Here is a 24,312-nt window from a genome sequence, read left to right as displayed (position 1 = left end):
ACTCTTGCCGCTTCGTCCCCTTAGTTAAATGGATATAACGAGCCCCTCCTAAGGGCTAGTTGCAGGTTCGATTCCTGCAGGGGACACTTCTGTCTTTCCTTACGCCCCCTTCCAAAGCTCCACGCAGTTTCGGCCACGCCGTTTCGCGCCGTATAAGGCTTCATCCGCCGCCTGAATCAATCGCTCGTAATCGGGATGCCCGTTGAACATCGCAACGCCTATCGAGAGGGAGAGCGGGATAATATCGCCGGTTGGGGAGTTAACCTTGATTTTTTCCACCCGCCTGCGGATACGCTCGGCAATTCGCAGCGCGTCCACCTCTGAGATTTCCGTTAGCACAATCAGAAATTCATCGCCGCCGTAGCGAAAAACGTAATCACAGGTTCGCACGTTGTCGTAGAACGCGCCGGAGACTTTTCGCAGGATCTCGTCCCCGGTATTGTGCCCCCAGGTATCGTTGATTTGTTTAAATTTGTCGACGTCAATCAGCAGCGTCGAGAGCTTTGTTCCCGCCCGGGTGGCGTGCAGGATTTCGCGTTTGAAGATGGTTGGCAGGAAACGGCGATTCAACAGGCGGGTCAGGACATCAACCCCCACCTCGTGTCGCGACACTTCGTCAAACAGTTCGCGCAAAAGCGTGATGATTTGCGAGAGGGTATTACGCATTCGCTGCAAGAATTTATCCCGCTGCGCTTTATCACTCAGACCCTGCCCTGCAAGACGGACCTCGTTAAAAAGGTCATCGAATTCCTGAATCAGACGAGAGATATGACCGGCCTCAGCGATGCCGCTGAAATAGTGCCGACCTTTATGGCTAAACCACAGTCCAAATTCAGACTGCCCCAGCGGCAGACTGTTGCCGATACTGGAATTAAGCGTGATCTTATACAGAAGCACCATTTCCCATGACAGCAGCGCCGCGGTCTGTCTCTCCTTCTCCTCTTCTGCATTCTCCATTAAGGAAAAGATGCGATAATTTTCGTCCTCTTTCGCCGCATTGTTCTCGCTAAATACATAGGCCCGCGACATCACTTCCATGGCCAGATCGATACTGTTTATCGCGTAGTGATAAATATGCAGCTTCACCTCAGGCGAATGGGCGCTGGTAGTAATGACAGGCAACAGCAGCTTTTTCAGAACGCGGAAGCCCATTTCGACTAAATCAACCGAAATACCAATACGGGCATGAACATCCGCAGCGCGCTGTTGCGCCCGCATCTGCTCTTCAACCTGCTCCACCCGGCATGAGAGCACATCAATAAGCCAGCGACGAAGCGCCTCCTGAAGCTGCCTCTCCACCTGTTCGGTGGTCAGGAATTCAGCTGCCGATGGATCTGCCAGCACAACACGATAGAATTCAGCGACCAGGGGCGTTGCGTTGTCTCTGGCAAGCTCAGTCGCAAGCCGATGCACATCGGGATCGGTTTCATTAATCAGCTTCACCCACTCTTCTTTCACCGTTTGCAGGTAGGTTTCCATGGTCTGCACCTTCAGGAGACATGCGGGAACGCAGATTTAACAATAGCAAAATCAAACCACTCCGCAATTGCCGCTTTTTTAAACAAAAACGAGTGATGGCTCATAATGTATAACGGTGCTACATTATGCCGCCCACCCAAGTCAGCAATGGCCAGGCAACGTCGTAAAGAACGGTAAAGCCTGCAACCATGACCTCGTCCTACGGTCTCAATGGCACGTGGTATCGCGAAGTCTGCGCTACCTTCACAGGCTTCACATAGGTTCCACTATTTTGTCTCAATCCAAATTTCAGCGGGCGTTTCTGCACCCGCGCTACTGGTTTACATGGTTCGGCCTTGGCGTGCTTTGGCTGCTGGTTCAACTTCCATATCCCGTGATCCGTTTCCTGGGTTCTAAGCTCGGCAGCGCATCGCGTTACTTTCTTAAGCGTCGTGAATCCATTGCCCGAAAAAATCTCGAACTTTGCTTTCCGCATTACAATGCCCAGCAGCGCGAAACGCTGATTGCGGAAAACTTTAAATCTATCGGTATGGCGCTGCTTGAAACCGGTATGGCCTGGTTCTGGCCAGACGAGCGTGTCCGTAAATGGTTTGACGTGGAAGGCCTGGATAACCTGAAACGTGCCCAGATGCAAAACCGCGGCGTGATGGTTGTGGGTGTGCATTTTATGTCGCTTGAGCTGGGCGGCCGCGTTATGGGTCTTTGTCAGCCAATGATGGCAACCTATCGCCCGCATAACAGCGCGCTGATGGAATGGGTACAAACGCGGGGCCGCATGCGTTCAAATAAGGCGATGATCAGCCGTAACAATCTGCGCGGTATGGTTGGCGCCCTGAAAAAAGGGGAAGCCGTCTGGTTTGCCCCGGACCAGGACTACGGTCCTAAAGGCAGCAGTTTTGCCCCTTTCTTTGCGGTTAAAGATGTCGCTACGACGAACGGTACCTTTGTGATTTCACGTCTCTCAGGCGCCGCGATGTTGACGGTGACCATGGTCAGAAAAGCGGATAAGTCAGGCTATCGTCTGCATATCTCCCCAGAGATGGCGAACTATCCTGAAGATGAGAGTGAAGCCGCGACCTTTATCAATAAGGTGATTGAGTTTGAGATTATGCGTGCACCTGAGCAGTATCTGTGGATGCACCGCCGCTTTAAAACCCGTCCCCTGGGCGAAGCCTCACTCTATATCTGACCCCTGTCGAAGGTTAGTTTCGCTAAGAAACTAACCTTTTCAAACACCTGTAATCGCAGTGCGTAACGGCTTTTTTCGACCGTCGCTCAACAGGCATTTATTGCGTACCGAAATCAAACTGTCGCCGTTCCACGACAATCGTAAGTGTAGGAAATTATTTAAAAAAATGCCTCTTGTCACTCCTGAAATTTAGGCGTACATTAGCGCCGTCTGGCGACAGGAAAGCACAGAATTCAGAGCTGAAGTTAGCGACGTCACGGGATAATTCCGATTTCCCCTTTCGCATGATTTCAACTCTCTATACTCAGTTGGACTCTGTTTTTTTAATGCGTACCGGAAGATACGCGGAGCGATGAAACGTGAAATATTTCTTTATGGGCATTTCGGTTATTGTTTTAGTTTGGGCCGGAACGTTTGCTCTGATGATCTAGTTAAGAAAATGCAGTCAAAAAAACAGGCGCCGTTGGCGCCTGTTTTTTTTGTTGTCCGTTACGACTCGGGTTGTTCCGCAACGCTCTTCGCTGCAAGCAGGCCATCCGCGCGGAACATGCTTTTAATGCCCCGCACTGCCTGACGGATACGGTCGCTGTTTTCAATCAGCGCGAAACGCACGTGCGTGTCACCGTAGTCACCAAAGCCAATGCCTGGAGAGACGCAAACCTTCGCGTCCTGAAGCAGTTTTTTGGCAAATTCCAGAGAACCCATCGCAGCATACGGCTCAGGAATTTTCGCCCAGACGTACATAGAGGCTTTAGGCATTTCCACCATCCAGCCTGCTTCATGAAGCCCTTTTACCAGCACATCTCGGCGGCGTTTATACTGAGCGGCAATATCGAGCACGCATTGCTGATCCCCTTCCAGCGCCGCGATGGCCGCGACCTGTAACGGCGTAAAGGTGCCATAGTCATGGTAGCTTTTAATACGCGCCAGGGCGCTCACCAGCGTTTTGTTTCCCACCATAAAACCAATTCGCCAGCCCGCCATGTTGTAGCTTTTCGACAGGGTGAAAAACTCAACCGCCACATCACGGGCACCCGGTACCTGCATAATTGACGGCGCTTTCCAGCCATCATAAACGATATCGGCGTAGGCGAGATCGTGTACCACCAGCACGTCGTAACGCTTAGCCAGCGCGACCACTTTCTCGAAGAATTCGAGTTCAACGCATTGTGCCGTTGGGTTTGACGGGAAACCGAGGATCATCATTTTCGGCTTCGGATAGCTTTCACGAATCGCCCGTTCCAGCTCGTTAAAGAAGTCGACGCCTTCCACCAGCGGGACAGAACGCACCTGCGCGCCGGCAATCACCGCCCCATAGATGTGAATGGGGTAGCTCGGATTCGGCACCAGTACGGTATCGCCGTGATCCAGCGTCGCCAGCATCAGGTGGGCCAGCCCCTCTTTGGAGCCAATGGTCACAATCGCTTCACTTTCAGGATCGATATCGACCTGATAACGATCCTGATACCAGCGGGAGATCGCCCGACGTAAGCGTGGAATGCCGCGTGAGGTGGAATACCCATGGGTATCAGGACGCTGCGCAACCGTGCAGAGTTTCTCAACGATATGCGGCGGCGTTGGGCCGTCAGGGTTACCCATACTGAAATCGATAATGTCTTCGCCGCGCCGACGCGCAGCCATTTTCAGTTCAGCAGTGATATTGAAAACATAAGGGGGGAGACGATCGATACGCGTAAAACGGCGTTCAGGACTGAATTCAGCCATAGATTCCTCAGAGTCACGTTAGCGCCCGGACCGTCCGAGCGACGCTGCCACCCGTGTGGCGTGCTTAGAAAATAACCTGAAGAAAAAGACGCTGTCGAGAGGATAACGGCAAAACAATATTTTGCGCTAAAACGGGAATGTGATTGCAGTGAAAAGCGGAACTCTTATCGCGAACAGGCAGTTTTAAGCGCTACGATTTAACACAATATTTTCAGTATCGTTACCTGACGTTTCTCCCCAAACGGAAAAGCACCGGCTTTCAGTCAAAAGCCAGCAATCCCCTTTGAGAATTATGGTTTTTCCCCATTTGATAAATCTGATGGATAGCTGGTCATCAGGCCCTATGTTTTCTATCATAGATTTTTCCCGTTTTCCCAGGCCTGACCGTGCACGAAATCTTCAATATGCTCCTGGCGGTGTTCGACCGCGCGGCATTAATGCTGATCTGTCTTTTTTTCCTTATCCGCATCCGCTTGTTCCGCGAACTGTTGCATAAATCTGCCCATTCGCCAAAAGAGCTGCTGGCCGTCACGTTTATCTTTTCGATGTTTGCCCTGTTCAGCACCTGGTCCGGGGTGCCGGTAGAAGGCTCGCTGGTGAACGTGCGCATCATCGCCGTCATGTCGGGCGGGATCCTCTTTGGTCCCTGGGTAGGGATTATCACAGGCATCATCGCCGGCACCCATCGATACCTGATTGATATTGGCGGCGTGACGGCAGTCCCCTGCTTTATCACCAGCATTATTGCCGGGCTGCTCTCGGGCTGGATTAACCGCAAAATCCCGAAAAAGCAGCACTGGCGTGCAGGGATTATCGCGGGGATGGTCTGCGAAACGCTGACCATGATCCTGGTCATCGTCTGGGCGCCAACCGTTGCGCTGGGTCTGGATATCGTCTCGAAGATCGGTATTCCTATGATCCTCGGGAGCGTCTGTATCGGTTTTATCGTGCTGCTGGTGCAAAGCGTGGAGGGCGAAAAAGAGGCCAGCGCCGCGCGTCAGGCCAAGCTGGCGCTGGATATCGCCAACAAGACGCTGCCGCTTTTCCGACACGTTAACGCCGAATCTTTACGTCAGGTTTGCGATATCATCCGCCGTGATATTCACGCCGATGCGGTCGCCATCACCAATATTGACCACGTGCTGGCTTACGTTGGCGTCGGGGAGCACAATTATCGCGACAGCGACGATAACATCAGCCCGACCACCAGACAGGCGATTAACTACGGAAAAATCATCATTAAAAACAATGATGAAGCCCACCGGACGCCAGAGATCCACTCAATGCTGGTGATCCCGCTGTGGGAAAAAGGCGTGGTCACGGGGACGCTGAAAATTTACTACTGCCATGCGCACCAAATCACCTCCTCGCTCCAGGAGATGGCGATTGGCCTGTCGCAGATTATCTCCACTCAACTTGAGGTTTCGCGTGCAGAGCAGCTGCGCGAGATGGCAAATAAGGCAGAGCTGCGCGCCCTGCAAAGCAAGATCAATCCCCATTTCCTGTTTAACGCGCTGAACGCTATCTCCTCTTCCATCCGTCTGAATCCGGATACCGCGCGGCAGCTGATATTTAATCTGTCGCGCTATCTGCGCTACAACATTGAGCTAAATGACGACGAGCAGATCGACATCAAAAAAGAGCTGTATCAAATCAAGGATTACATCGCCATCGAGCAGGCACGCTTTGGCGATAAGCTCACGGTCATTTACGATATTGATGAAGAGGTCAGCTGCGTGATCCCAAGCCTGCTGATCCAGCCTCTGGTGGAAAACGCCATTGTTCACGGTATTCAGCCGTGTAAAGGCAAAGGCGTAGTAACGATTAGCGTGACGGAAAGCGGTAACCGCGTGCGCATCGCCGTGCGCGATACCGGGCACGGCATCGATCCGAAAGTCATCGAGCGCGTCAAATCAAACGAAATGCCGGGCAACAAGATCGGACTGCTGAATGTGCATCACCGGGTCAAACTGCTGTACGGTGAAGGGCTGCATATTCACCGTCTTGAGCCGGGCACCGAAATTGCCTTTTATGTTCCGAATGAGCGAACGCCCGTGAATGCCCCGATATCCTTGTTGCCGTAGGCCGGAGTAACAGATGAAAGTCATCATCGTAGAAGATGAATTTCTGGCTCAACAGGAGTTGAGCTGGCTTATCAAAACCCACAGCCAGATGGAGATTGTTGGCTGTTTTGAGGATGGTCTGGACGTGCTGAAATTTTTACAGCATAACCGGGTCGACGCGATATTCCTCGATATTAATATTCCGTCGCTGGACGGCGTCCTGCTGGCGCAAAATATCAATCAGTTCGCCCACAAGCCGTTTATTGTGTTTGTCACCGCGTGGAAAGAGCATGCCGTGGAGGCCTTCGAGCTTGAGGCGTTCGACTATATTCTCAAGCCGTACCAGGAGTCGCGTATTATCAGCATGCTGCATAAGCTGGAAGCCGCGTGGCAGCAGCAGACATTACCCGCCAGCGCCAGCCCGGTAGCGCGGGAAAACGACACGATTAATCTGGTGAAGGACGAACGGATCATCGTCACGCCTGTCGACGATATTTACTATGCCGAAGCGCATGAAAAAATGACGTTTGTCTATACGCGGCGTGAATCCTACGTCATGGCGATGAACATCACCGAATTCTGCAATAAACTCCCGGCCGCCCACTTCTTCCGCTGCCACCGCTCGTTCTGCGTCAACCTGAACAAGATCCGCGAAATCGAACCCTGGTTTAACAACACCTATATTTTGCGGCTGAAGGATCTGGATTTTCAGGTGCCGGTAAGCCGCAGCAGAGTGAAAGAGTTCCGCCAGCTCATGCACCTGTAGCGCGTTCCCTCTCCCGCAGGAGAGGGGAATGAGCGTCAGAGGATCTGACCCAGTACCTGACGCAGATGCGCCCCGGAGCCCAGTAAGCCTGGGTTGTCGTGGACAATCAGGTAAACAGGAATGTCCTGGACATAGCTCCTGAAGCGGCCTTTGTCTTCGAAGCCGCCACGGAAGCCGGAGGCGGTAAAGAAATCGAGGAAGCGCGGCACGATCCCGCCCGCAATATAGACCCCGCCAAAGGTGCCAAGGTTCAGCGCCAGGTTGCCGCCAAAACGCCCCATGATGACGCAGAACAGCGACAAAGCACGGCGGCAGTCAATACAGCTGTCGGCCAGCGCGCGTTCGGTCACATCTTTAGGTTGCAGATTTTCCGGCAGACGACCGTCTGATTTTACAATCGCCCGATACAGGTTCACCAGGCCCGGGCCAGAAAGCACCCGCTCGGCCGACACGTGCCCAATCTCGGCGCGTAGCTCCTCCAGAATAATGCCCTCTTCTTCGCTGTTCGGCGCAAAATCCACGTGACCGCCTTCGCCCGGCAGGCTGACCCAGCGTTTGTCGACGTGGACCAGGTGCGCCACCCCCAGGCCGGTGCCTGCGCCGTAAACGGCAATCGGTTTGCCTTCAACCGGGGCCGTACCGCCGAACTGAATCAGATGCTCTGGTTTAAGCATTGGGATAGCCATGGAAACCGCAGTGAAGTCGTTGATAATTTCAAGGTGCGAGAAGCCGAGGTTTTTCCGCATTTCGGCAATTGAGAAGGCCCACGTGTGGTTGGTCATCGCCACCCAGTCGCCGGTGATCGGACAGGCGATGGCGATACAACCGTCTTCAACGCTCACTTTATGCTCTTCCAGATAGACGCGAACCACCGCTTCCAGGCTTGGGTAATCCAGCCCTGAATAGGTTTTCGCCTGAGAAATTTCACCGCTGTTCACATCGCACAGGGCAAGGCGCGCGTTGGTGCCGCCTACATCACCTACCAAAGCATACTTTGTCATTCTTCTACTGCTCCGCTAAAGTCAGAATAAATCTTTGGGACACTGTAAATTCAAGGCGTGATAACAACAACGACCAGAAGGTGACTGCCCATGGATTATCGATCTTCGTCACATTATAACTTTACCGTTTCAGCACCTTTTGCACTATTGCCACAATGCTGATTGTGCAAAGTAACGTTAAGCCGTTTTGTACAAGGAAATCATCATGCTCCATCCGCGAGCCAGAACCATGCTGTTATTGGCTGTCCCGGCGCTGATTATTGGCGTGGCGTCGAGCCTGGTGCTCATCGTCGTCATGAAAGTGGCGGCGGTGCTGCAAACGATTTTATGGACCGCGCTTCCGGTAAAATTCGGCATCAGCATTGACTCGCCGGGCTGGATCATGATGATGCTGACCCTGACCGGGATTGCCGTAGGGCTGGTGATCCGCTATAGCCCGGGTCATGCCGGGCCGGACCCGGCACTGGAACCCTTGATTGGCGCCCCTGTCTCTCCCTCTGCTCTGCCGGGGCTTATTATCGCGCTGATTATCGGTCTTGCGGGCGGCGTAAGCCTCGGGCCTGAATATCCCATTATGGCGGTTAATATCGCGCTGGCGGTCTTTCTGGGGGCGCGTCTTTTTCCGCGCGTTGGCGCGCTGGACTGGACGATCCTGGCGTCAGCAGGCACCATCGGGGCGCTGTTTGGCACTCCGGTCGCGGCTGCGCTCATTTTTTCGCAAACCCTCAGCAGTGATCATGAAGTACCGCTGTGGGATAAACTCTTCGCGCCGCTAATGGCCGCCGCTGCGGGAGCCCTCACCACCAGCCTGTTTTTCCATCCCCATTTTTCACTCTCCATCCCCCACTACGGCCAGATGCAACTCACCGATATTTTCAGCGGTGCCGTCGTCGTCGCGATCGCCATTGCGCTGGGGATGGTCGCGGTATGGTGTCTCCCTCGCCTGCATCGCCTGATGCACAGGCTGAAGCATCCGGTGCTGATTCTGGGCATGGGGGGTTTTATTCTGGGCGTTTTAGGCGCCATCGGCGGGACGGTTACGCTGTTTAAGGGTCTGGACGAAATGCAGCAGCTGGCCTTCAGCCAGGTCTTTAGCGTCTCCGATTATCTGCTGTTCGCGCTGGTAAAACTGGCGGCGCTGGTGGTCGCTGCGGCCTGTGGTTTCAGGGGAGGTCGAATCTTCCCGGCGGTATTTGTTGGCGTCGCGCTGGGGCTGATGCTGCATGAGCACGTTGACGCTGTCCCTGCGGCGATTACCGTCTCCTGTTCCATTCTGGGGCTGGTACTGGTGGTCACGCGCGATGCGTGGCTGAGCCTGTTTATGGCGGCCGTTGTCGTACCGGATACCACGCTTCTGCCGCTGCTCTGTATCGTGATGTTGCCCGCCTGGCTCCTGCTGGCGGGCAAACCGATGCTGATGGGATGGCGAAACGACAGGTAATCAGGCGTTATTGCGCGCCTCCAGCGCTTTGGTCAGCGCGCTCAGCAGCGGCGGAATATCGGCTTTCGGCAGCATCACCTCGATCAGCGAAAGCCGCTCATGGTGTGCCACTTTATCCAGCACCTCCGCCAGCGCTTCCGCTTCGCTGACGCGCCAGCACTCTGCCTGAGGCGCCAGGCTCAGCGCCTGCGGGATCTGCGTCCAGTTCCAGAGGGCAATGTCGTTATAGCGCTGCTCCGGCCCGTGGATGGCCCTTTCCACCGTGTATCCTTCGTTGTTAAGCACCAGAATAATCGGGCGCTGCTTGTCGCGCAGCATCGATCCCAGCTCCTGAATGGTCAACTGCGCGGCGCCGTCACCCGTCAGGACAATCACGCGTCGGTTCGGACACGCCGTTTGCGCGCCAAACGCTGCCGCCAGCGTGTAGCCAATCGATCCCCACAGCGGCTGGACGATAAAGTTCACGTCCGCCGGTAAACGCAGTTCGATAGCGCCGAAAGCAGACGTTCCCTGGTCAGCCAGAATAATGTCTCCGGGGCGGATAAACGTTTGCAGGGTACGCCAGAAGCTCTCCTGAGTCAGCGCCCCTTCGATAGTCGGGAACGAAAAGCCGCTGTGATCCAATGGCGCTCGCGTATCACGAACATAGGTTTTACACAGCGCTGTCAGCGTTTCAATGGCCTCCCTCATCGGGATACCCGTAAACCAGACGTCGCCGACGCGGGACGCGTGTGGCTGAACCTCTATCGTCTGGTCTGGCGTCAGCTGGTGGGTAAACCCGGCAGTGAGCGTATCGGTAAAGCGCGTGCCAATACACAGCACCGTATCAGCCCCCTCGATGGCCTCTTTGACCGGCGCGGCGCTCGCCGATCCGCTGTAGGTGCCGTAAAAACCGCTCTGTCGTTCGTCAAAAATGCCCTTGCCCATCAGCATGGTGGCGTGTGCCATCGGCACCTCTTTCACCCACGTCTGAAGGGCCGTGCGCAGACCATGGCGGAGTACGAGGAAGTCCGCTAACAGCGCGGTGCGTTTGCTCGTGGACAAGCGCTTTTCGGCAGCCTCACGGAACGCCTGCAAGCAGGCTGAATCAGCCGGTGCGGGGTTAACAGTGAGAGCGCTTACAGGGGGCGTAGCGGCTTTTTTCGCCACATCAGCGGGCAGCATCAGGTAGCCCGGACGGCGCTCCCGCAGCATAGTGGTCAGGACTCTGTCAATTTCATAGCAGGCGTTTTGTTCGGTAAGCACCGCCTGTGCAACGGTGATGGGTTCGCTCATATGATAGAAATGGCGGAACTCGCCGTCACCCAACGTATGGTGCAATAACTCTCCTCGCTGCTGCGCCGCCATACCCGGGGCCCCCACAATATGGAGGACGGGAACATGTTCGGCAAAGCTGCCCGCCACACCGTTCATGGCGCTTAACTCCCCAACGCCGAATGTCGTCAGGAGCGCGGCAAAGCCCTTACAGCGGGCATAGCCGTCTGCGGCGTAAGACGCGTTCAGTTCATTGGCACAGCCCACCCAGCAGATGTCCGGGCTGTCTATCACGTGATCGAGAAATTGCAGGTTATAGTCGCCTGGCACGCCAAACAGATGATCGGCACCACAATCTGTTAGTCGGTCCAGCAGGTAATCGGCGACGCAATAGGGGGTACGCATATTATAAGTGTCCTTCTGACGTTGACCTCACTCTGAGTATTAAATAAGCGTGAAGCGTGTCCAGAATTGGCGACAATCAGGGTCTGGAAAGAATGCTTTACGAAAAAAGCTGAGCTATGCTCATTTTCTTCAGGTTAGTGTAAACGTATACACTGATGTTTCTTTCCAGCGCCAGAGGTCTCGCCAATGGGTTATCAGCCTGACAAAAATCGTTATCAGACAATGCAATATCGCCGCTGTGGGCAAAGCGGCCTTAAGCTTCCCGCCATCTCGCTGGGGCTTTGGCATAATTTTGGCGACGCGACGTTACTCGAAAACAGCCGTCAACTTTTACAGCGTGCTTTCGATTTGGGTATTACGCATTTTGACCTTGCCAATAATTACGGCCCGCCTCCTGGTTCGGCCGAACGTAATTTCGGGCGCATTTTGCAGGAGGATTTCCTGCCCTGGCGCGATGAGCTAATCATCTCCACCAAAGCGGGCTACTCCATGTGGGACGGGCCTTACGGCGACTGGGGCTCACGTAAATATCTGATCGCCAGCCTGGACCAGAGCCTCAGGCGTATGGGGCTGGAGTATGTCGATATTTTCTATCACCACCGCCCGGATCCACAAACGCCGCTACGTGAAACCATGAAAGCGCTTGACCATGTGGTGCGTCAGGGCAAGGCGCTGTACATCGGTCTGTCCAACTACCCGGCAGAAGTGGCAAGGCAGGCGATTGAAATACTGGAGGATCTGGGCACGCCATGTCTGATCCACCAGCCGAAGTACTCCATGTTTGAACGTGCGCCTGAAGAGGGGTTGCTGGACGTGTTGCAGCATAAAGGGGTGGGATGTATCCCCTTCTCCCCCCTGGCGGGCGGACAGTTGACCGATCGCTATCTGAACGGTATCCCGGCGGATTCTCGCGCAGCAAGCGGCAGTAAGTTCCTTAACCCGGAGCAGATCACCGACAGAAAGCTGGAAAAGGTACGCAAGCTGAATGCGCTGGCGGAAAACCGGGGGCAAAAGCTTTCGCAAATGGCACTGGCCTGGATCCTGCGCCACGATGCGGTGACATCCGTGCTCATCGGCGCAAGCAAGACCGGACAAATTGAAGATGCAGCAGGCGTGCTTGAGAATTGTCGGTTCACGGCAGAAGAGCTGAAGACGATAGATACGATCCTGTCCAGTTCAGATTAAAAACACTTTTAGCAAAAAGTGCTCTCGTTCATGATTTAGGAGTTGAGGCGATGAAACGAATGTTTACCAACTCGTAAAATTGCGTTAACAGGTCGCACAGCGGCCCCGATCGTGAAGGAGAAGAGTATGTTCAGGTCACTGATTCTTGCAGCGGTATTACTGGCTTCGGCCCCGCTGGTCGCCAGTGCGGGCGAAATCACCCTGTTGCCATCGATTAAATTACAAATTGGCGATCGTGATGACTACGGCAGATACTGGGACGGTGGCTACTGGCGCGACCGTGACTACTGGCACCGCCATTATGAATGGCGTCAAAACCGCTGGTGGAAACACGATAACGGCTATCACCGTGGCTGGGATAAGCGTAAGGCTTACGAACGCGGCTACCGCGAAGGCTGGAACGATCGTGACGACCGCCGTGGCGGCTGGGGTCATGGAAAAGGCAGAGGCCACGGTCACGGCCATCACCATTAACAACAAAAAGGAGCCTTCCGGCTCCTTTTTCTTTTACAGGCCTGCGGCTGTGCCTATCAGCAACCACAAGTTTAACGCCACCACCACGACCACAATGGCCCACCCGGCGCGCTTCACCCACGTCGAATTCACCAGTTCGCCCATCAGCGATTTATTACTGGTAAAGATCAGCAGTGGCACCAGCGCCAGCGCAATCCCGAAACTCAGCAATACCTGACTCATCACCAGAATGCGGGTCGGATCCAGCCCCATCAGGATCACAACAAAGGATGGCAGCATCGTGACCGAGCGGCGAACCCACAGCGGAATATGGAAACGTACGAACCCCTGCATCACCACCTGCCCGGCCAGTGTCCCCACAACCGTAGATGAAAGACCCGCAGCAACCAGGCTTAAACCAAAAATAGTGGCAGCGGCATGACTCAGCAACGGCTCCAGCGTCAGGTAAGCCTGGTCGAGATCGGCAACCCCGGTATGCCCGTTAAAGTGGAACGCGGCGGCGGCGGTCGCCATCATCGCCAGATTCACAAATCCGGCAATGGTCATCGCGATAGTCACATCCCATTTCGAGGCGGAGTAGCGCTCTTTACTCGTCCCGCCATGCAGATTCTGGGTTAATGAAGAGTGCAGATAAATGACGTGCGGCATGATGGTCGCCCCCAGCACCCCGGCAGCCAGAAAAACGGCTTCAGAAGTGGGTAACGACGGGATCACCATCCCTTTCGTCAGCTGCGCCAGATTCGGCTGGGAGAAAATCAGCTCAACAATATAGGCGGCAGCGACGAACAGCAGCAGGCCGCCGATGACTTTCTCCAGCGGTTTTTGCCCCCGCCGCTGGAGCATCAGAATCAGGAAAGTGGCGATACCGGTCAGCACCGCCCCCTGAAGCAGGGAGACGCCCAGGATAAGCTTAAAGCCGATCGCCGCCCCGATAAACTCGGCGAGATCGGTGGCCATGGCGATAATTTCCGCCTGAACCCAGTAAAACCAAACTGCCGGACGTGGATAATGATCGCGGATTTGCTCCGCCAGGTTTTTTCCGGTAGCAATACCCAGCTTCGCGGAGAGCATCTGAATCAGCATCGCCATCAGATTGGCCCATACCACAACCCACAGCAGTTTATAGCCGAAACTGGCCCCGGCCTGAATGTTGGTCGCAAAATTACCCGGATCGATGTAGCCAATCGCGGCAATGAATGCCGGTCCCATTAATGCGAACCGCAGCTTGCGTGCCGCTCTGCCGCTGCTACTCTCTACGCGACTATTCGTCATTTCTGCCTCTGGAAATATAGCCTTTGCTATGTTTTATGCTATCAAAATGAGAATGATTATCAAGTTCATTTGTAACGGTTAACATGATTTCTCTGATAGTCAGGAACGATAGACAGGCAGGTGGAGCAAGGTCACAGAATGTGAAAATGCGCAGACATTTGTGAAGCGTAGCACACAAACTTAACTTTTCACTCATTTACCTAACATAACAAAAATGTCTTGTTGATCACTATTTTTGAGACTCGTCACAGGATGTAACTATAGTGTGGGCTTGATCTCGTTTTCTTTGTGCTTGTTACATAGAATGTGCACGGAAATTAAACCTGCCTCATATTTGGAGCAAATATGGACCGCGTCCTTCATTTTGTCCTGGCACTCGTTGTCGTTACTGCACTTGCATTGCTGGTCAGCACAGACCGCAAAAAAATTCGTATTCGCTATGTTGTCCAACTGCTGGTCATTGAAGTTTTACTTGCGTGGTTCTTCCTGAACTCCAACGTAGGCCTGGGCTTCGTGAAAGGCTTCTCCGAAATGTTCGAAAAACTGCTCGGATTTGCCAACGAAGGGACAAACTTCGTCTTTGGCAGCATGAACGATCAGGGTCTGGCCTTCTTCTTCCTGAAGGTGCTCTGCCCTATCGTCTTCATCTCTGCCCTGATCGGTATCCTTCAGCACATCCGCGTTCTGCCGGTGGTTATCCGTGCGATCGGCTTCCTGTTATCGAAAGTTAACGGCATGGGCAAACTGGAATCCTTTAACGCAGTCAGCTCGCTGATCCTGGGTCAGTCTGAGAACTTCATTGCGTATAAAGATATTCTCGGCAAGATGTCCCGTAACCGCATGTACACCATGGCGGCAACCGCAATGTCTACCGTTTCCATGTCTATCGTGGGCGCGTATATGACCATGCTGGAACCAAAATACGTAGTTGCGGCGCTGGTTCTGAACATGTTCAGCACCTTTATCGTGCTTTCGCTGATTAACCCGTACCGCGTGGATGCCAGCGAAGAGAACATTCAGATGTCAAACCTGCACGAGGGACAGAGCTTCTTCGAAATGCTGGGTGAATACATTCTGGCGGGTTTCAAGGTTGCAATTATCGTCGCCGCGATGCTGATTGGCTTTATCGCGCTGATCGCTGCGCTGAACGCCCTGTTTGCGGCCGTACTCGGTATCTCCTTCCAGGGTATTCTGGGCTACATCTTCTACCCGATTGCCTGGGTGATGGGCGTGCCCGCTCACGAAGCGTTGCAGGTGGGCAGTATCATGGCAACGAAACTGGTTTCCAATGAGTTCGTGGCGATGATGGATCTCCAGAAGATTGCCAGCACACTCTCCCCTCGTGCGGAAGGGATCCTGTCCGTCTTCCTGGTCTCCTTCGCGAACTTCTCTTCCATCGGTATTATCGCTGGTGCGATTAAAGGACTGAACGAAGAGCAAGGTAACGTCGTTTCTCGCTTTGGCCTGAAGCTGGTTTACGGTTCAACACTGGTGAGCGTCCTGTCTGCCTCTATCGCAGCACTGGTTCTGTAATTCATACCGCGTAATAAAAACCGGGAGTCCTCGCTCCCGGTTTTTTTATGCCTCCAGCGCCGTCAGGGGCAGTGGTTTACCAATCAAATAGCCCTGCAAATAGTCCACGCCAAATCGCAGCAACATCTCGCGTTGTTCAGCCGATTCCACATATTCAGCCACCACACAAAGCGATTTCGTTTTGGCCATGTTGCAAATGGACTGCACGATCATCGCATCCATGCTGTCGGTGCAGATATCTTTCACGAAGCAGCCATCGATCTTAATGATATCGGCCTCCAGCCGCTTCAGGCGCTCAAAGTTGGCATAGCCGGTACCAAAGTCATCAATAGCAATCCGGAAGCCGTAATCCCGCAGCTGCTGGATATTGTTGATGCTGCTTCCCGAGTCAGAGAAAGCCTGTTCCTCGGTGATCTCAATGACGATATCTTGCGGCGCAATGGCGTAGCGTTCAAAAAGCGCGATGATCTCAGCCGCAATCTCATTTTGCATCAGCGTCAGCGGCATCAGATTAACGGAGAACCGCGTTCCGGCCCGTTCGGACGGATGGCTGCGCATCCACATCAGCAATTTTTCCACCACGTTCAGGTCAAATCGGTGGCTCAGGTTAAACTGAGCAATCAGCGGAATAAAGCGATCAGGCGTGATGATCTCACCCTCGCTTTCAAGCCTTGAGAGGATTTCAAAGTACCCTTCCCCACGCGCGTTATGGATTGGCTGGGCGTAAAGGTGAAGCCCACCGATATCAAGGGCGCGTTTTATGCGGGCCAGCATCAGCACTCTGTCCGTCGTCTGACCGGAGACATCATCCAGACTGTTGGTTAACGCCAGGACGTTGTGCCCGGCACAGGACTGCTCGGAGAGCCAGCTCAGCTGACCCAGCGTGTGATGCAGGCTTTCTCCATCCGGCACTTCACCCCAGGAGGCGCCAAACTCGATGTCGAGCTCAGTCTTGTTCCAGATAATCTTACGGCTGTTCAGATGATCAACCATATATTGCAGACGTTCAGCCGTGCCCGGACCCAGCAAGACCACTACCAGCTCACTGCCCGGCAACTGGAAGAGCTTCTCGTCTTTTTGCAATAACGGTTGCAGCGACGCGGTTATCATCTTTTTACAATGTACACGCATGAGGATGCCGTAGTGACGGCTCAGGAATTCGAGATTATCCAGGCGCAGGCAGCAGACTTTGGCCTCGGGATGGTGCTGTAAAAACACTTCCAGCGCACGAATGTTAGGCAGACCGGTGAGCGGATCGGTAAGCGCCCTCTCCTGCCACCCCTGTTTCAGCCATTCACTTTTCTGATAGATCCGCGACATGTAAAGCAGGCAGATGGCGAAAGAGATAAGCACCGACAGGATAAAGGAGAGCGAGTGGCCCGATTCAACGCCATTAAGAAAATTATAATTATAGGTCAACAGCATGAGCGCCGAGGCCGCCCAGAATAAAGAGATGAGCGCATAGCTCAGACGACCTATCCCCAGAGTAAAAAGAATGAAAACGATTGGCATCAAATAACCCGCAATAAACTGCGACTCAAAAGGCGCGCATAAAATAGCGATCATCGAGATCAACAGCATCAGCCACACAACGATAAATAACGCTTTTTTGTGACAAAAGAGGGGCTTCACGCTTCGCCGCCAGAATGTTCGGGCATAGCGAGGATTAATAATCATTCTTAACGGATAATAGAACATCATGGTGAAAATCAGGGCGGCACAAATCAGACTCTGAATATCGATAACGTTATAAATTGCAGAGCCTTCGCCGAAATAGGAGGAGATTGTCACCGGGAAATCAAATAAATATCCCGCCAGATACATCGATAATTTGATTCCCACAGGCACCATAAATCCGAGCCAGAAAATACGTATGCCAATGTACTTATTCGGTATGCTGTGTCGCCAGCGCTTGCCCAGCACCAGACGGATGACGCCACAGGCGGCGAAGACGGTAAACGTCTGACAACATAATAATACGGCAGATTGTAGTGGTGCTAAATCAAGATTATAAATATTAGTAATACTAAAACTTAACAGCAAAGGAATGATTGCCCGTCGTCCAAATAACAACACGATGGCGAGCATGGCACTTAAGGGCAACCACGCCAGATAAACATCATTTTCGCTGACGATGGCCCGTGGAGAGATATAACGAGAAAAAGGAATCGCAATCAGGCTTAGCGCCAGGGCAATCATAAATATCTTTACATTATTGTAAATTTTTCTATTCATTAATCCGGATAATCTATTTTACCATCGTCTCATTGACCGCATGGATAATAGGTTTATTAATAACACGAATCAAGTTCAGGTCTATTTATAGACTTGTTTATTGATTTGGATTGAGGTGAGGTGTAGAAAACGACGTTAATTGCAACAAAAACAGTCTAAAATATTTTACAAGATATAAAAAAACCCCCGTCTTGCGACGAGGGTTTAAATTTTGGTGGAGCTAAGCGGGATCGAACCGCTGACCTCTTGCATGCCATGCAAGCGCTCTCCCAGCTGAGCTATAGCCCCACATGTTACTTTACCTACCGCACTCTGTTGGGTTCAGAGTTTGGTGGAGCTAAGCGGGATCGAACCGCTGACCTCCTGCATGCCATGCAGGCGCTCTCCCAGCTGAGCTATAGCCCCGTCGTAAAGCTGTCATGTTGACGGGCGGCATAATATGAATTCCGCCGCAGAGTGTCAACGGCAAATTCAGTCTCCGCCTTTCAATCGCCGAAAAATCATGCAAATGAATCACTTTGAGAGCCTGCTCGCAGCCAGGAGTTAAGCTTGTCACGTTTTCACGTAAAACGGTGCTATAAAATGAACCACTAATTAACCCCACAGATATTCAGGAAATTGTATGATCAAGGAACGAATGACGCCAGAAGAGTTAGCCCTGCTGACTGGCTATAGCCGACAGACCATCAATAAATGGGTACGCAAAGAGGGTTGGATTACATCGCCAAAGCCAGGCGTTCAGGGTGGCAAAGCGCGTCTGGTACACGTCAATGAAAAAGTGCGCGACTTTATTCGCAGCGCGCGCAGGGCAACAGAGACGCCAGAACTGCCAGGTAAGGCGTACCACGAGGGCTCGCTTCATGCCCTGCTCCTGACGCTGGCGAATGAAATGACGCCGGAAGAGCAAAAGCAGATGACATCGCTGTTACTGCGGGAAGGGATTACCGGCTTGTTACAACGTTTAGGGATTCGCGACCAACGCTGATATGAAAAGATTACGCAGCAAAATGACCACGGAAGAGCTGGCGGACAGTCTGGGCGTAGCCCGACAAACCGTTAATCGCTGGATACGACAGAAGGGATGGAAAACGGAGGGTATCAACGGTGTAAAAGGCGGAAGAGCGAGGGTGATATGTATTGATGCGCACGTTAAGGAGCACATCATTAGTCTTCCCGCCATTCGTAACCGTCGGGCTGTTTACCATGTGGCGGAAAGCCCCTCCCACTACGGCGTGGCAACCTCATCCAGCCTGCTTCCACAAATTATCGACTCGCTGGAAAACATGACGACTGTCGAACAGGAACGTTTGCACAAGTTGCTCGCTCGTGAAGGGTTGCAGGGTTTTCTCACGCGTCTTGGTATTGCTGAATAACAGGCATAAAAAAACGGCAGGTTACCCTGCCGTTTTTTGTATTACACGAGTATTACTGCTGGCTTTCACGCTCAGCAATAAAGCCCAGCGCTTTGTTGATACGCGCAACGCTACGTGATTTGCCGATGGCATGAACGGTCACGTCCAGCGCCGGAGACTGGCCTGCCCCCGTCACCGCAACGCGCAGCGGCATACCGACTTTACCCATGCCAATTTCCAGCTCATCAGCGGTAGCCTGAATCGCGTGGTGAACATTTTCCGCAGTCCATTCGGTAATGGCTTCGAGTTTATCACGCACCACTTCCAGCGGCTGACGCGCAACCGGACGCAGGTGTTTCTTGGCCGCGTCGGCGTCGAACGCGTCAAACTCTTCATAGAAGTAACGGCAGCTTTCAGCAATTTCTTTCAGCGTTTTGCAACGCTCGCCAAGCAGCTTCACCAGATCCGCCAGTTCAGGGCCCGTACGGGTATCGATGTTTGCCTGTTCAATGTGCCATTGCAGATAAGTCGCCACATATTCTGGCTGCATGGTATTGATGTAGTGATGGTTCAGCCACAGCAGTTTGTCAGTGTTGAACGCGCTGGCTGATTTGCTGACCGAGTTTAGAGAGAACAGCTCGATCATCTCTTCGCGGGTGAAGATCTCCTGGTCACCATGAGCCCAGCCCAGACGCACCAGGTAGTTCAGCAGCGCTTCCGGCAGATAGCCGTCATCACGGTACTGCATCACGCTCACCGCGCCATGACGTTTGGACAGCTTTTTACCGTCGTCACCGTTGATCATTGATACGTGCGCATACACCGGTACAGGCGCGTTCAGCGCTTTCAGAATGTTGATCTGACGCGGGGTGTTATTGATATGGTCTTCACCACGGATCACGTGAGTGATTTCCATATCCCAGTCGTCTACAACTACGCAGAAGTTATAGGTTGGCGATCCGTCAGTACGACGAATGATGAGGTCATCCAGCTCCTGGTTGCTGAATTCGATCGGGCCACGGATCTGGTCATCAAAGATAACAGAGCCATCCTGTGGGTTAGCAAAACGCACTACGCAAGGCTCATCCGCAGCATGCTCGCTGTGGTCATGGCGGCAACGACCGTCATAACGCGGTTTTTCGCCTTTTGCCATTTGCTCTTCACGCAGCGCATCCAGACGCTCCCTGGAGCAGTAGCACTTATAGGCCGTGCCTGCCACCAGCATCTCGTCAATTACGGCGTTATAGCGGTCAAAACGTTTGGTCTGGAAGTATGGGCCTTCGTCCCACGCCAGATTCAGCCAGTTCATCCCATCCATAATGGCTTCAATTGCTTCCGGCGTTGAGCGCTCCAGATCGGTGTCTTCAATACGCAGCACAAACTCACCGTTGTTGTGACGTGCGAAAAGCCAGGAGTAGAGAGCGGTACGTGCACCACCGACATGGAGATAGCCTGTCGGGCTCGGCGCGAAGCGAGTTTTGATTTTCATGAAATGGCCTTACGTTATAAAGATGCCGGTAATCGGCAAATTCCGGGAAGAAAACAATGGGCAATATTCTATCACTGTGGGCCGATTCCTCAATGTCGATCACTTTATCCGGTTCGAGATTGCTGTTTTTGTTTATAAATCATGCGCCACAGTCCGTTTTGCGATCGTTTTGACTAATTTTACGACGAACGAATAAAAACTTTAGAAAATGCGTTGACTCATTTTCAACTCTCCCTATAATGCGACTCCACACAGCGGGGGTGATTAGCTCAGTTGGTAGAGCATCTCCTTTACACGGAGGGGGTCGGCGGTTCGAGCCCGTCATCACCCACCATTCTCACCTTATCGCAGCAGTTCCGAAATGGGCGATTAGCTCAGTTGGTAGAGCATCTCCTTTACACGGAGGGGGTCGGCGGTTCGAGCCCGTCATCACCCACCATCTACTTCGGTAGACTCGCAGTGTAGATAAGCATTGAGATTGGGCGATTAGCTCAGTTGGTAGAGCATCTCCTTTACACGGAGGGGGTCGGCGGTTCGAGCCCGTCATCGCCCACCATTCTCACCTTATCGCAGCAGTTCCGAAATGGGCGATTAGCTCAGTTGGTAGAGCATCTCCTTTACACGGAGGGGGTCGGCGGTTCGAGCCCGTCATCGCCCACCATTTCGGGTCGTTAGCTCAGTTGGTAGAGCAGTTGACTTTTAATCAATTGGTCGCAGGTTCGAATCCTGCACGACCCACCAATGTAAAAAAGCGCCCTAAAGGCGCTTTTTTGCTATCTGCGATATAGCACATCCCCATTGCAGCCAGACCGCTTGTTTTACTCAAGCTCACGCCTTCTTTGCCGATACCTCTATTTTATGGCGAAAAGGATCTCAATATGACAACTCTTAAGCCCGTTTCTCTGTCGGCGATGGAAATCGGCAGCGTAGATAACAGCTCCGGCGGAAACGACATTGCTTCTCAAATCACCCGTCTGACCAAACAGATAACGAAAGTCACTCAGCAGCTCAAAGAAGTGGCCATGGGTGATGCCACAGCAGAAGAGAAGCAAAAGCAGCAGGAATTACTCGAATCTCAGCTGGCTATGTTGCAGGCACAGCTGGCGCAATTGCAGCGTCAGCAGGCAGAAGAGGCGATGCCAAAACAGGAAAAAGGTCAGGCAGTCGCGGAAGGCATCAATAAGCCCTCCGCGGAGCATCAGATTAATATCTACATCTGATTATTGGTTTCGTTAAAAAGTGGATCGCGTGTGCGGGCCTCCATCAAACGTTCGGCCTGCATACGCACCACATCCCAGCAGGCATGCGCCGCGCCGGAAAGTGACCTGTTTTTACGGCGTACCAGCATCAGCTGGCGTTCGACACAGGGTACGAAACGCTTTACCGTTAAACGACTCCCCTGCGGCAGTGGCAGCGCCAGCGCCGGCAGAACGCTGATGCCAATCCCCGCTTCGACCATCGGGAAGAGCGTGGCAGGATGCCCGATCTCCTGCACAATGGTTGCCTTAACACCCTGCGCGGCCAGTGCGGCATCTATCAGCGGACGGCTGCCTGATGCATAATCCTGTAACACCAGGTTTGCCCCCTGCAAGGCCTGCCAGGCCACCTGTGGCATCGATGCCAGCGGATCATCATCGCGGCAGAGCAATAAAAAGGGCTCCGAGAGCACCACTTCACATTCCAGGTCGCTTACCGCTCCGGGATCAATAACGATGCCAAAATCCACATCCCCCTGACGGATACTCTCCAGTACCCACTGCTGCGGCCTGTCGTGCAAAACAAAATCGATATCCGGATAGCGGTGATTACTTTCAGCGATACACTGGGGAATAAGATGCGCTGAAATCGTCTGGCTCGCCGCCACTCTCACGGTACCGGAAAGCTGTTGTCCGAGCCGGCCAACATCCCTGAGCGTACTGTTCAGTTCATCCAGCAGCCTTTCCAGTCGCATTGCCAGCTGCTGTCCCGCTTCGGTGAGTACCACTTCTCGCGTCGTACGGTCGAGCAGCTTCACTCCCGTTTGCGTTTCAAGCTCCTTAACGCTATGGCTCACCGCCGACTGGCTGAGGCCAATGATCTCCCCTGCCCGGCTAAAGCTGCGGGCCTGCGCGACGGTGACGAAAACGCGAAGCTGACGTAACGAATAATTCATCTGTTTAATTCATGAATGGATGCAATAAATCAATTTTATTTCTCAAAGGGAAGAAAGCACAATAGCGGCATCTGTTTTCAGGAGTGATTATGAAACTTTTTCGTATCCTTGATCCGTTTACGCTGACCCTGATTAGTGTCGTCTTGCTGGCCTCGTTCTTCCCGGCGCGGGGCAGTTTCGTTCCGGTTATTGAAGGACTGACCACGGCAGCCATTGCCCTGCTGTTCTTTATGCATGGCGCCAAACTCTCCCGGGAAGCCATTATTGCAGGCGGTAGCCACTGGCGACTGCACCTGTGGGTAATGTGCAGCACCTTTATCCTCTTCCCGGTTTTGGGCGTGCTGTTCGCCTGGTGGGCGCCGGTGAATGTCGATCCGGCGCTGTATACCGGTTTCCTTTATCTGTGCATTTTGCCGGCCACCGTGCAGTCCGCTATTGCCTTTACCTCGCTGGCGGGCGGTAACGTCGCGGCGGCGGTTTGTTCTGCTTCCGCTTCCAGCCTGCTGGGGATCTTTGTTTCACCGCTACTGGTCGGTCTGCTGATGAACATGCACGGGGCGGAAGGTAATCTGGAGCAGGTGGGTAAAATTTGTCTGCAACTGCTGCTGCCGTTTGTGCTCGGACACTTATCCCGTCCCTGGATTGGGGCGTTTGTGGCAAAACATAAAAAATGGATCGGGAAAACGGACCAAAGCTCAATTCTGCTGGTGGTTTACACGGCCTTCAGCGAAGCCGTGGTGAACGGCATCTGGCACAGGGTGGGCGCTGGATCGCTGCTGTTTATTGTGGTGGTAAGCATCGTTTTGCTGGCCATTGTCATCGCGGTTAACGTCTTTGTGGCCCGCAAATGCGGCTTCAATAAGGCCGATGAAATCACCATTGTATTTTGCGGATCGAAAAAGAGCCTGGCCAACGGGATCCCAATGGCCAATATTCTGTTCCCGACGTCCGTCATTGGGATGATGGTGTTGCCGCTGATGATTTTCCATCAGATCCAGTTGATGGTGTGCGCGGTACTGGCGCGGCGTTACAAGGCGCAGACTGAAAAGCTGGCGCAGGAAGAGACCCGCGCCGCGAAAGTTTAAGGACGTTTTAGGGGCTGAACCAGCTGGGTCAGCCCCTCTGTTTTGAACAGTAACGTGATAGCCATCAGCTCGCCCAGACGCCCGGCGGGGAACTCATCCTTACGGGCAAACCACAGCAGATACTCTTCCGGTAGATCAATCAGCCTGCGACCCTTATATTTACCGAACGGCATCTCCGTATTGGCGATCTCAACGAGCTGCTCTTTTTCCAC

21 protein-coding genes and 8 tRNA genes are annotated in these 24,312 nt (G+C 53.2%); 18 read left to right on the top strand and 11 right to left on the bottom strand.

Annotated elements, in window-relative coordinates; all coding sequences use genetic code 11:
* The first annotated feature begins 14 nt into the window (after positions 1–14).
* Positions 15–86 (top strand) — tRNA-Arg (locus SK62_RS05875).
* Between the two features lie 13 nt (positions 87–99).
* Here SK62_RS05875 and SK62_RS05870 read toward each other — a convergent pair.
* Positions 100–1,479 carry a diguanylate cyclase gene (locus SK62_RS05870; RefSeq protein WP_032102748.1) on the bottom strand — a complete coding sequence of 460 codons (1,380 nt, stop codon included), beginning with the start codon at positions 1,477–1,479 and terminating at the stop codon, positions 100–102.
* A 268-nt stretch (positions 1,480–1,747) separates the two neighbouring features.
* Between SK62_RS05870 and lpxP the strand changes: the two genes are divergently transcribed.
* Entirely contained in the window at positions 1,748–2,668 is a 921-nt protein-coding gene (gene lpxP, locus SK62_RS05865; protein WP_026080619.1) for a kdo(2)-lipid IV(A) palmitoleoyltransferase, read from the top strand.
* A gap of 359 nt (positions 2,669–3,027) precedes the next feature.
* Positions 3,028–3,099, top strand: coding sequence for a membrane protein YpdK (ypdK, locus tag SK62_RS22810; protein ID WP_099458937.1), 72 nt, complete (start codon positions 3,028–3,030; stop codon positions 3,097–3,099).
* A gap of 58 nt (positions 3,100–3,157) precedes the next feature.
* On the opposite strand, the gene alaC is transcribed toward ypdK, so the two are convergent.
* On the bottom strand, positions 3,158–4,393 hold the full coding sequence (alaC, locus tag SK62_RS05855; RefSeq protein WP_017383460.1) for an alanine transaminase: 1,236 nt from the start codon (positions 4,391–4,393) through the stop codon (positions 3,158–3,160).
* A 386-nt stretch (positions 4,394–4,779) separates the two neighbouring features.
* On the opposite strand from alaC, the gene SK62_RS05850 reads away from it, so the two are divergent.
* Together SK62_RS05850 and SK62_RS05845 are read left to right on the top strand one after the other, a co-directional pair.
* Positions 4,780–6,477, top strand: coding sequence for a sensor histidine kinase (locus SK62_RS05850; RefSeq protein WP_047719296.1), 1,698 nt, complete (start codon positions 4,780–4,782; stop codon positions 6,475–6,477).
* Between the two features lie 13 nt (positions 6,478–6,490).
* Positions 6,491–7,222 (top strand): LytR/AlgR family response regulator transcription factor, encoded by a 732-nt coding sequence (locus SK62_RS05845; protein ID WP_047719297.1) that lies wholly within the window; start codon positions 6,491–6,493, stop codon positions 7,220–7,222.
* Positions 7,223–7,257: 35 nt separating this feature from the next.
* Here the strand turns inward: SK62_RS05845 and glk are convergent, their stop codons facing one another.
* Positions 7,258–8,223, bottom strand: coding sequence for a glucokinase (gene glk / locus SK62_RS05840; RefSeq protein WP_003861352.1), 966 nt, complete (start codon positions 8,221–8,223; stop codon positions 7,258–7,260).
* 205 nt (positions 8,224–8,428) lie between these two features.
* On the opposite strand from glk, the gene SK62_RS05835 reads away from it, so the two are divergent.
* The gene (locus SK62_RS05835; RefSeq protein ID WP_047719298.1) at positions 8,429–9,664 is read left to right on the top strand and encodes an ion channel protein; all 1,236 of its coding nucleotides are present in this window, start codon (positions 8,429–8,431) and stop codon (positions 9,662–9,664) included.
* Here the strand turns inward: SK62_RS05835 and ipdC are convergent, their stop codons facing one another.
* Positions 9,665–11,323: an indolepyruvate decarboxylase gene (gene ipdC, locus SK62_RS05830; RefSeq protein WP_047719299.1), complete on the bottom strand. Its 1,659-nt coding sequence runs from the start codon at positions 11,321–11,323 to the stop codon at positions 9,665–9,667. It lies immediately after the preceding gene.
* 186 nt (positions 11,324–11,509) lie between these two features.
* Between ipdC and mgrA the strand changes: the two genes are divergently transcribed.
* On the top strand, positions 11,510–12,508 hold the full coding sequence (gene mgrA, locus SK62_RS05825; RefSeq protein ID WP_047719300.1) for an L-glyceraldehyde 3-phosphate reductase: 999 nt from the start codon (positions 11,510–11,512) through the stop codon (positions 12,506–12,508).
* A gap of 126 nt (positions 12,509–12,634) precedes the next feature.
* Positions 12,635–12,982 carry a DUF2502 domain-containing protein gene (locus SK62_RS05820; RefSeq protein ID WP_015572233.1) on the top strand — a complete coding sequence of 116 codons (348 nt, stop codon included), beginning with the start codon at positions 12,635–12,637 and terminating at the stop codon, positions 12,980–12,982.
* Positions 12,983–13,015: 33 nt separating this feature from the next.
* Here SK62_RS05820 and SK62_RS05815 read toward each other — a convergent pair whose 3' ends face one another.
* Entirely contained in the window at positions 13,016–14,254 is a 1,239-nt protein-coding gene (locus tag SK62_RS05815; protein ID WP_023295104.1) for an Nramp family divalent metal transporter, read from the bottom strand.
* A 345-nt stretch (positions 14,255–14,599) separates the two neighbouring features.
* On the opposite strand from SK62_RS05815, the gene nupC reads away from it, so the two are divergent.
* Positions 14,600–15,787, top strand: a complete 1,188-nt coding sequence (gene nupC / locus SK62_RS05810; protein WP_006811440.1) for a nucleoside permease NupC — start codon at positions 14,600–14,602, stop codon at positions 15,785–15,787.
* Between the two features lie 45 nt (positions 15,788–15,832).
* On the opposite strand, the gene SK62_RS05805 is transcribed toward nupC, so the two are convergent.
* The 3 genes from SK62_RS05805 to SK62_RS05795 all read right to left on the bottom strand — a co-directional run bounded on the left by SK62_RS05805 (position 15,833) and on the right by SK62_RS05795 (position 18,427).
* Complete coding sequence (locus SK62_RS05805; protein ID WP_032669423.1) at positions 15,833–18,022, bottom strand: sensor domain-containing phosphodiesterase; 2,190 nt, start codon at positions 18,020–18,022, stop codon at positions 15,833–15,835.
* Between the two features lie 212 nt (positions 18,023–18,234).
* Positions 18,235–18,310, bottom strand: a tRNA-Ala gene (locus SK62_RS05800).
* 41 nt (positions 18,311–18,351) lie between these two features.
* Positions 18,352–18,427: transfer RNA gene (locus SK62_RS05795), tRNA-Ala, on the bottom strand.
* A 217-nt stretch (positions 18,428–18,644) separates the two neighbouring features.
* On the opposite strand from SK62_RS05795, the gene SK62_RS05790 reads away from it, so the two are divergent.
* Both SK62_RS05790 and SK62_RS05785 read left to right on the top strand, forming a co-directional pair.
* Positions 18,645–19,007, top strand: a complete 363-nt coding sequence (locus SK62_RS05790) for a YfeC-like transcriptional regulator (RefSeq protein WP_039270229.1) — start codon at positions 18,645–18,647, stop codon at positions 19,005–19,007.
* 1 nt (position 19,008) lies between these two features.
* Positions 19,009–19,395, top strand: coding sequence for a YfeC-like transcriptional regulator (locus SK62_RS05785; protein WP_017383469.1), 387 nt, complete (start codon positions 19,009–19,011; stop codon positions 19,393–19,395).
* 52 nt (positions 19,396–19,447) lie between these two features.
* Here the strand turns inward: SK62_RS05785 and gltX are convergent, their stop codons facing one another.
* Positions 19,448–20,863 carry a glutamate--tRNA ligase gene (gene gltX / locus SK62_RS05780; protein WP_039270228.1) on the bottom strand — a complete coding sequence of 472 codons (1,416 nt, stop codon included), beginning with the start codon at positions 20,861–20,863 and terminating at the stop codon, positions 19,448–19,450.
* Positions 20,864–21,121: 258 nt separating this feature from the next.
* Here gltX and SK62_RS05775 point away from each other — a divergent pair.
* The 6 genes from SK62_RS05775 to SK62_RS05750 all read left to right on the top strand — a co-directional run bounded on the left by SK62_RS05775 (position 21,122) and on the right by SK62_RS05750 (position 22,083).
* Positions 21,122–21,197: transfer RNA gene (locus SK62_RS05775), tRNA-Val, on the top strand.
* A gap of 29 nt (positions 21,198–21,226) precedes the next feature.
* Positions 21,227–21,302: transfer RNA gene (locus SK62_RS05770), tRNA-Val, on the top strand.
* 41 nt (positions 21,303–21,343) lie between these two features.
* Positions 21,344–21,419, top strand: a tRNA-Val gene (locus SK62_RS05765).
* A 29-nt stretch (positions 21,420–21,448) separates the two neighbouring features.
* Positions 21,449–21,524: transfer RNA gene (locus SK62_RS05760), tRNA-Val, on the top strand.
* A gap of 4 nt (positions 21,525–21,528) precedes the next feature.
* Positions 21,529–21,604: transfer RNA gene (locus SK62_RS05755), tRNA-Lys, on the top strand.
* A gap of 137 nt (positions 21,605–21,741) precedes the next feature.
* Complete coding sequence (locus SK62_RS05750; protein ID WP_017383471.1) at positions 21,742–22,083, top strand: FlxA-like family protein; 342 nt, start codon at positions 21,742–21,744, stop codon at positions 22,081–22,083.
* Here the strand turns inward: SK62_RS05750 and SK62_RS05745 are convergent.
* A complete protein-coding gene (locus SK62_RS05745; protein WP_017383472.1) occupies positions 22,074–23,015 on the bottom strand; it encodes a LysR family transcriptional regulator in 942 nt (313 codons plus the stop codon). The two genes, SK62_RS05750 and SK62_RS05745, sit on opposite strands and share 10 nt — an antisense overlap.
* Positions 23,016–23,104: 89 nt before the next feature.
* Here SK62_RS05745 and SK62_RS05740 point away from each other — a divergent pair, with 89 nt between their 5' ends.
* Positions 23,105–24,100 (top strand): bile acid:sodium symporter family protein, encoded by a 996-nt coding sequence (locus tag SK62_RS05740; RefSeq protein WP_023304176.1) that lies wholly within the window; start codon positions 23,105–23,107, stop codon positions 24,098–24,100.
* Here SK62_RS05740 and SK62_RS05735 read toward each other — a convergent pair.
* Entirely contained in the window at positions 24,097–24,312 is a 216-nt protein-coding gene (locus tag SK62_RS05735) for a DUF3820 family protein (protein ID WP_047719301.1), read from the bottom strand. The genes SK62_RS05740 and SK62_RS05735 overlap by 4 nt on opposite strands.

Origin of the sequence: Enterobacter sp. BIDMC109 (assembly GCF_001037885.1) — a bacterium.
Taxonomy (GTDB): Bacteria; Pseudomonadota; Gammaproteobacteria; order Enterobacterales; family Enterobacteriaceae; genus Enterobacter; species Enterobacter hormaechei_C.
Note: the sequence above shows the minus strand (reverse complement) of the source record. Positions and strands in the feature narration are given on the sequence as shown.

Bases quoted from the DNA above. Each gene is read 5' to 3' on its own strand.
- SK62_RS05815 (WP_023295104.1), bottom strand. From the start codon at position 14,254: ATGACGAATAGTCGCGTAGAGAGTAGCAGCGGCAGAGCGGCACGCAAG.
- SK62_RS05785 (WP_017383469.1), top strand. From the start codon at position 19,009: ATGAAAAGATTACGCAGCAAAATGACCACGGAAGAGCTGGCGGACAGT.
- SK62_RS05870 (WP_032102748.1), bottom strand. From the start codon at position 1,479: ATGGAAACCTACCTGCAAACGGTGAAAGAAGAGTGGGTGAAGCTGATT.
- mgrA (WP_047719300.1), top strand. From the start codon at position 11,510: ATGGGTTATCAGCCTGACAAAAATCGTTATCAGACAATGCAATATCGC.
- alaC (WP_017383460.1), bottom strand. From the start codon at position 4,393: ATGGCTGAATTCAGTCCTGAACGCCGTTTTACGCGTATCGATCGTCTC.
- SK62_RS05740 (WP_023304176.1), top strand. From the start codon at position 23,105: ATGAAACTTTTTCGTATCCTTGATCCGTTTACGCTGACCCTGATTAGT.
- ipdC (WP_047719299.1), bottom strand. From the start codon at position 11,323: ATGCGTACCCCCTATTGCGTCGCCGATTACCTGCTGGACCGACTAACA.
- SK62_RS05835 (WP_047719298.1), top strand. From the start codon at position 8,429: ATGCTCCATCCGCGAGCCAGAACCATGCTGTTATTGGCTGTCCCGGCG.
- SK62_RS05845 (WP_047719297.1), top strand. From the start codon at position 6,491: ATGAAAGTCATCATCGTAGAAGATGAATTTCTGGCTCAACAGGAGTTG.
- glk (WP_003861352.1), bottom strand. From the start codon at position 8,223: ATGACAAAGTATGCTTTGGTAGGTGATGTAGGCGGCACCAACGCGCGC.
- SK62_RS05745 (WP_017383472.1), bottom strand. From the start codon at position 23,015: ATGAATTATTCGTTACGTCAGCTTCGCGTTTTCGTCACCGTCGCGCAG.
- gltX (WP_039270228.1), bottom strand. From the start codon at position 20,863: ATGAAAATCAAAACTCGCTTCGCGCCGAGCCCGACAGGCTATCTCCAT.
- nupC (WP_006811440.1), top strand. From the start codon at position 14,600: ATGGACCGCGTCCTTCATTTTGTCCTGGCACTCGTTGTCGTTACTGCA.
- SK62_RS05790 (WP_039270229.1), top strand. From the start codon at position 18,645: ATGATCAAGGAACGAATGACGCCAGAAGAGTTAGCCCTGCTGACTGGC.
- SK62_RS05750 (WP_017383471.1), top strand. From the start codon at position 21,742: ATGACAACTCTTAAGCCCGTTTCTCTGTCGGCGATGGAAATCGGCAGC.
- SK62_RS05805 (WP_032669423.1), bottom strand. From the start codon at position 18,022: ATGAATAGAAAAATTTACAATAATGTAAAGATATTTATGATTGCCCTG.
- SK62_RS05820 (WP_015572233.1), top strand. From the start codon at position 12,635: ATGTTCAGGTCACTGATTCTTGCAGCGGTATTACTGGCTTCGGCCCCG.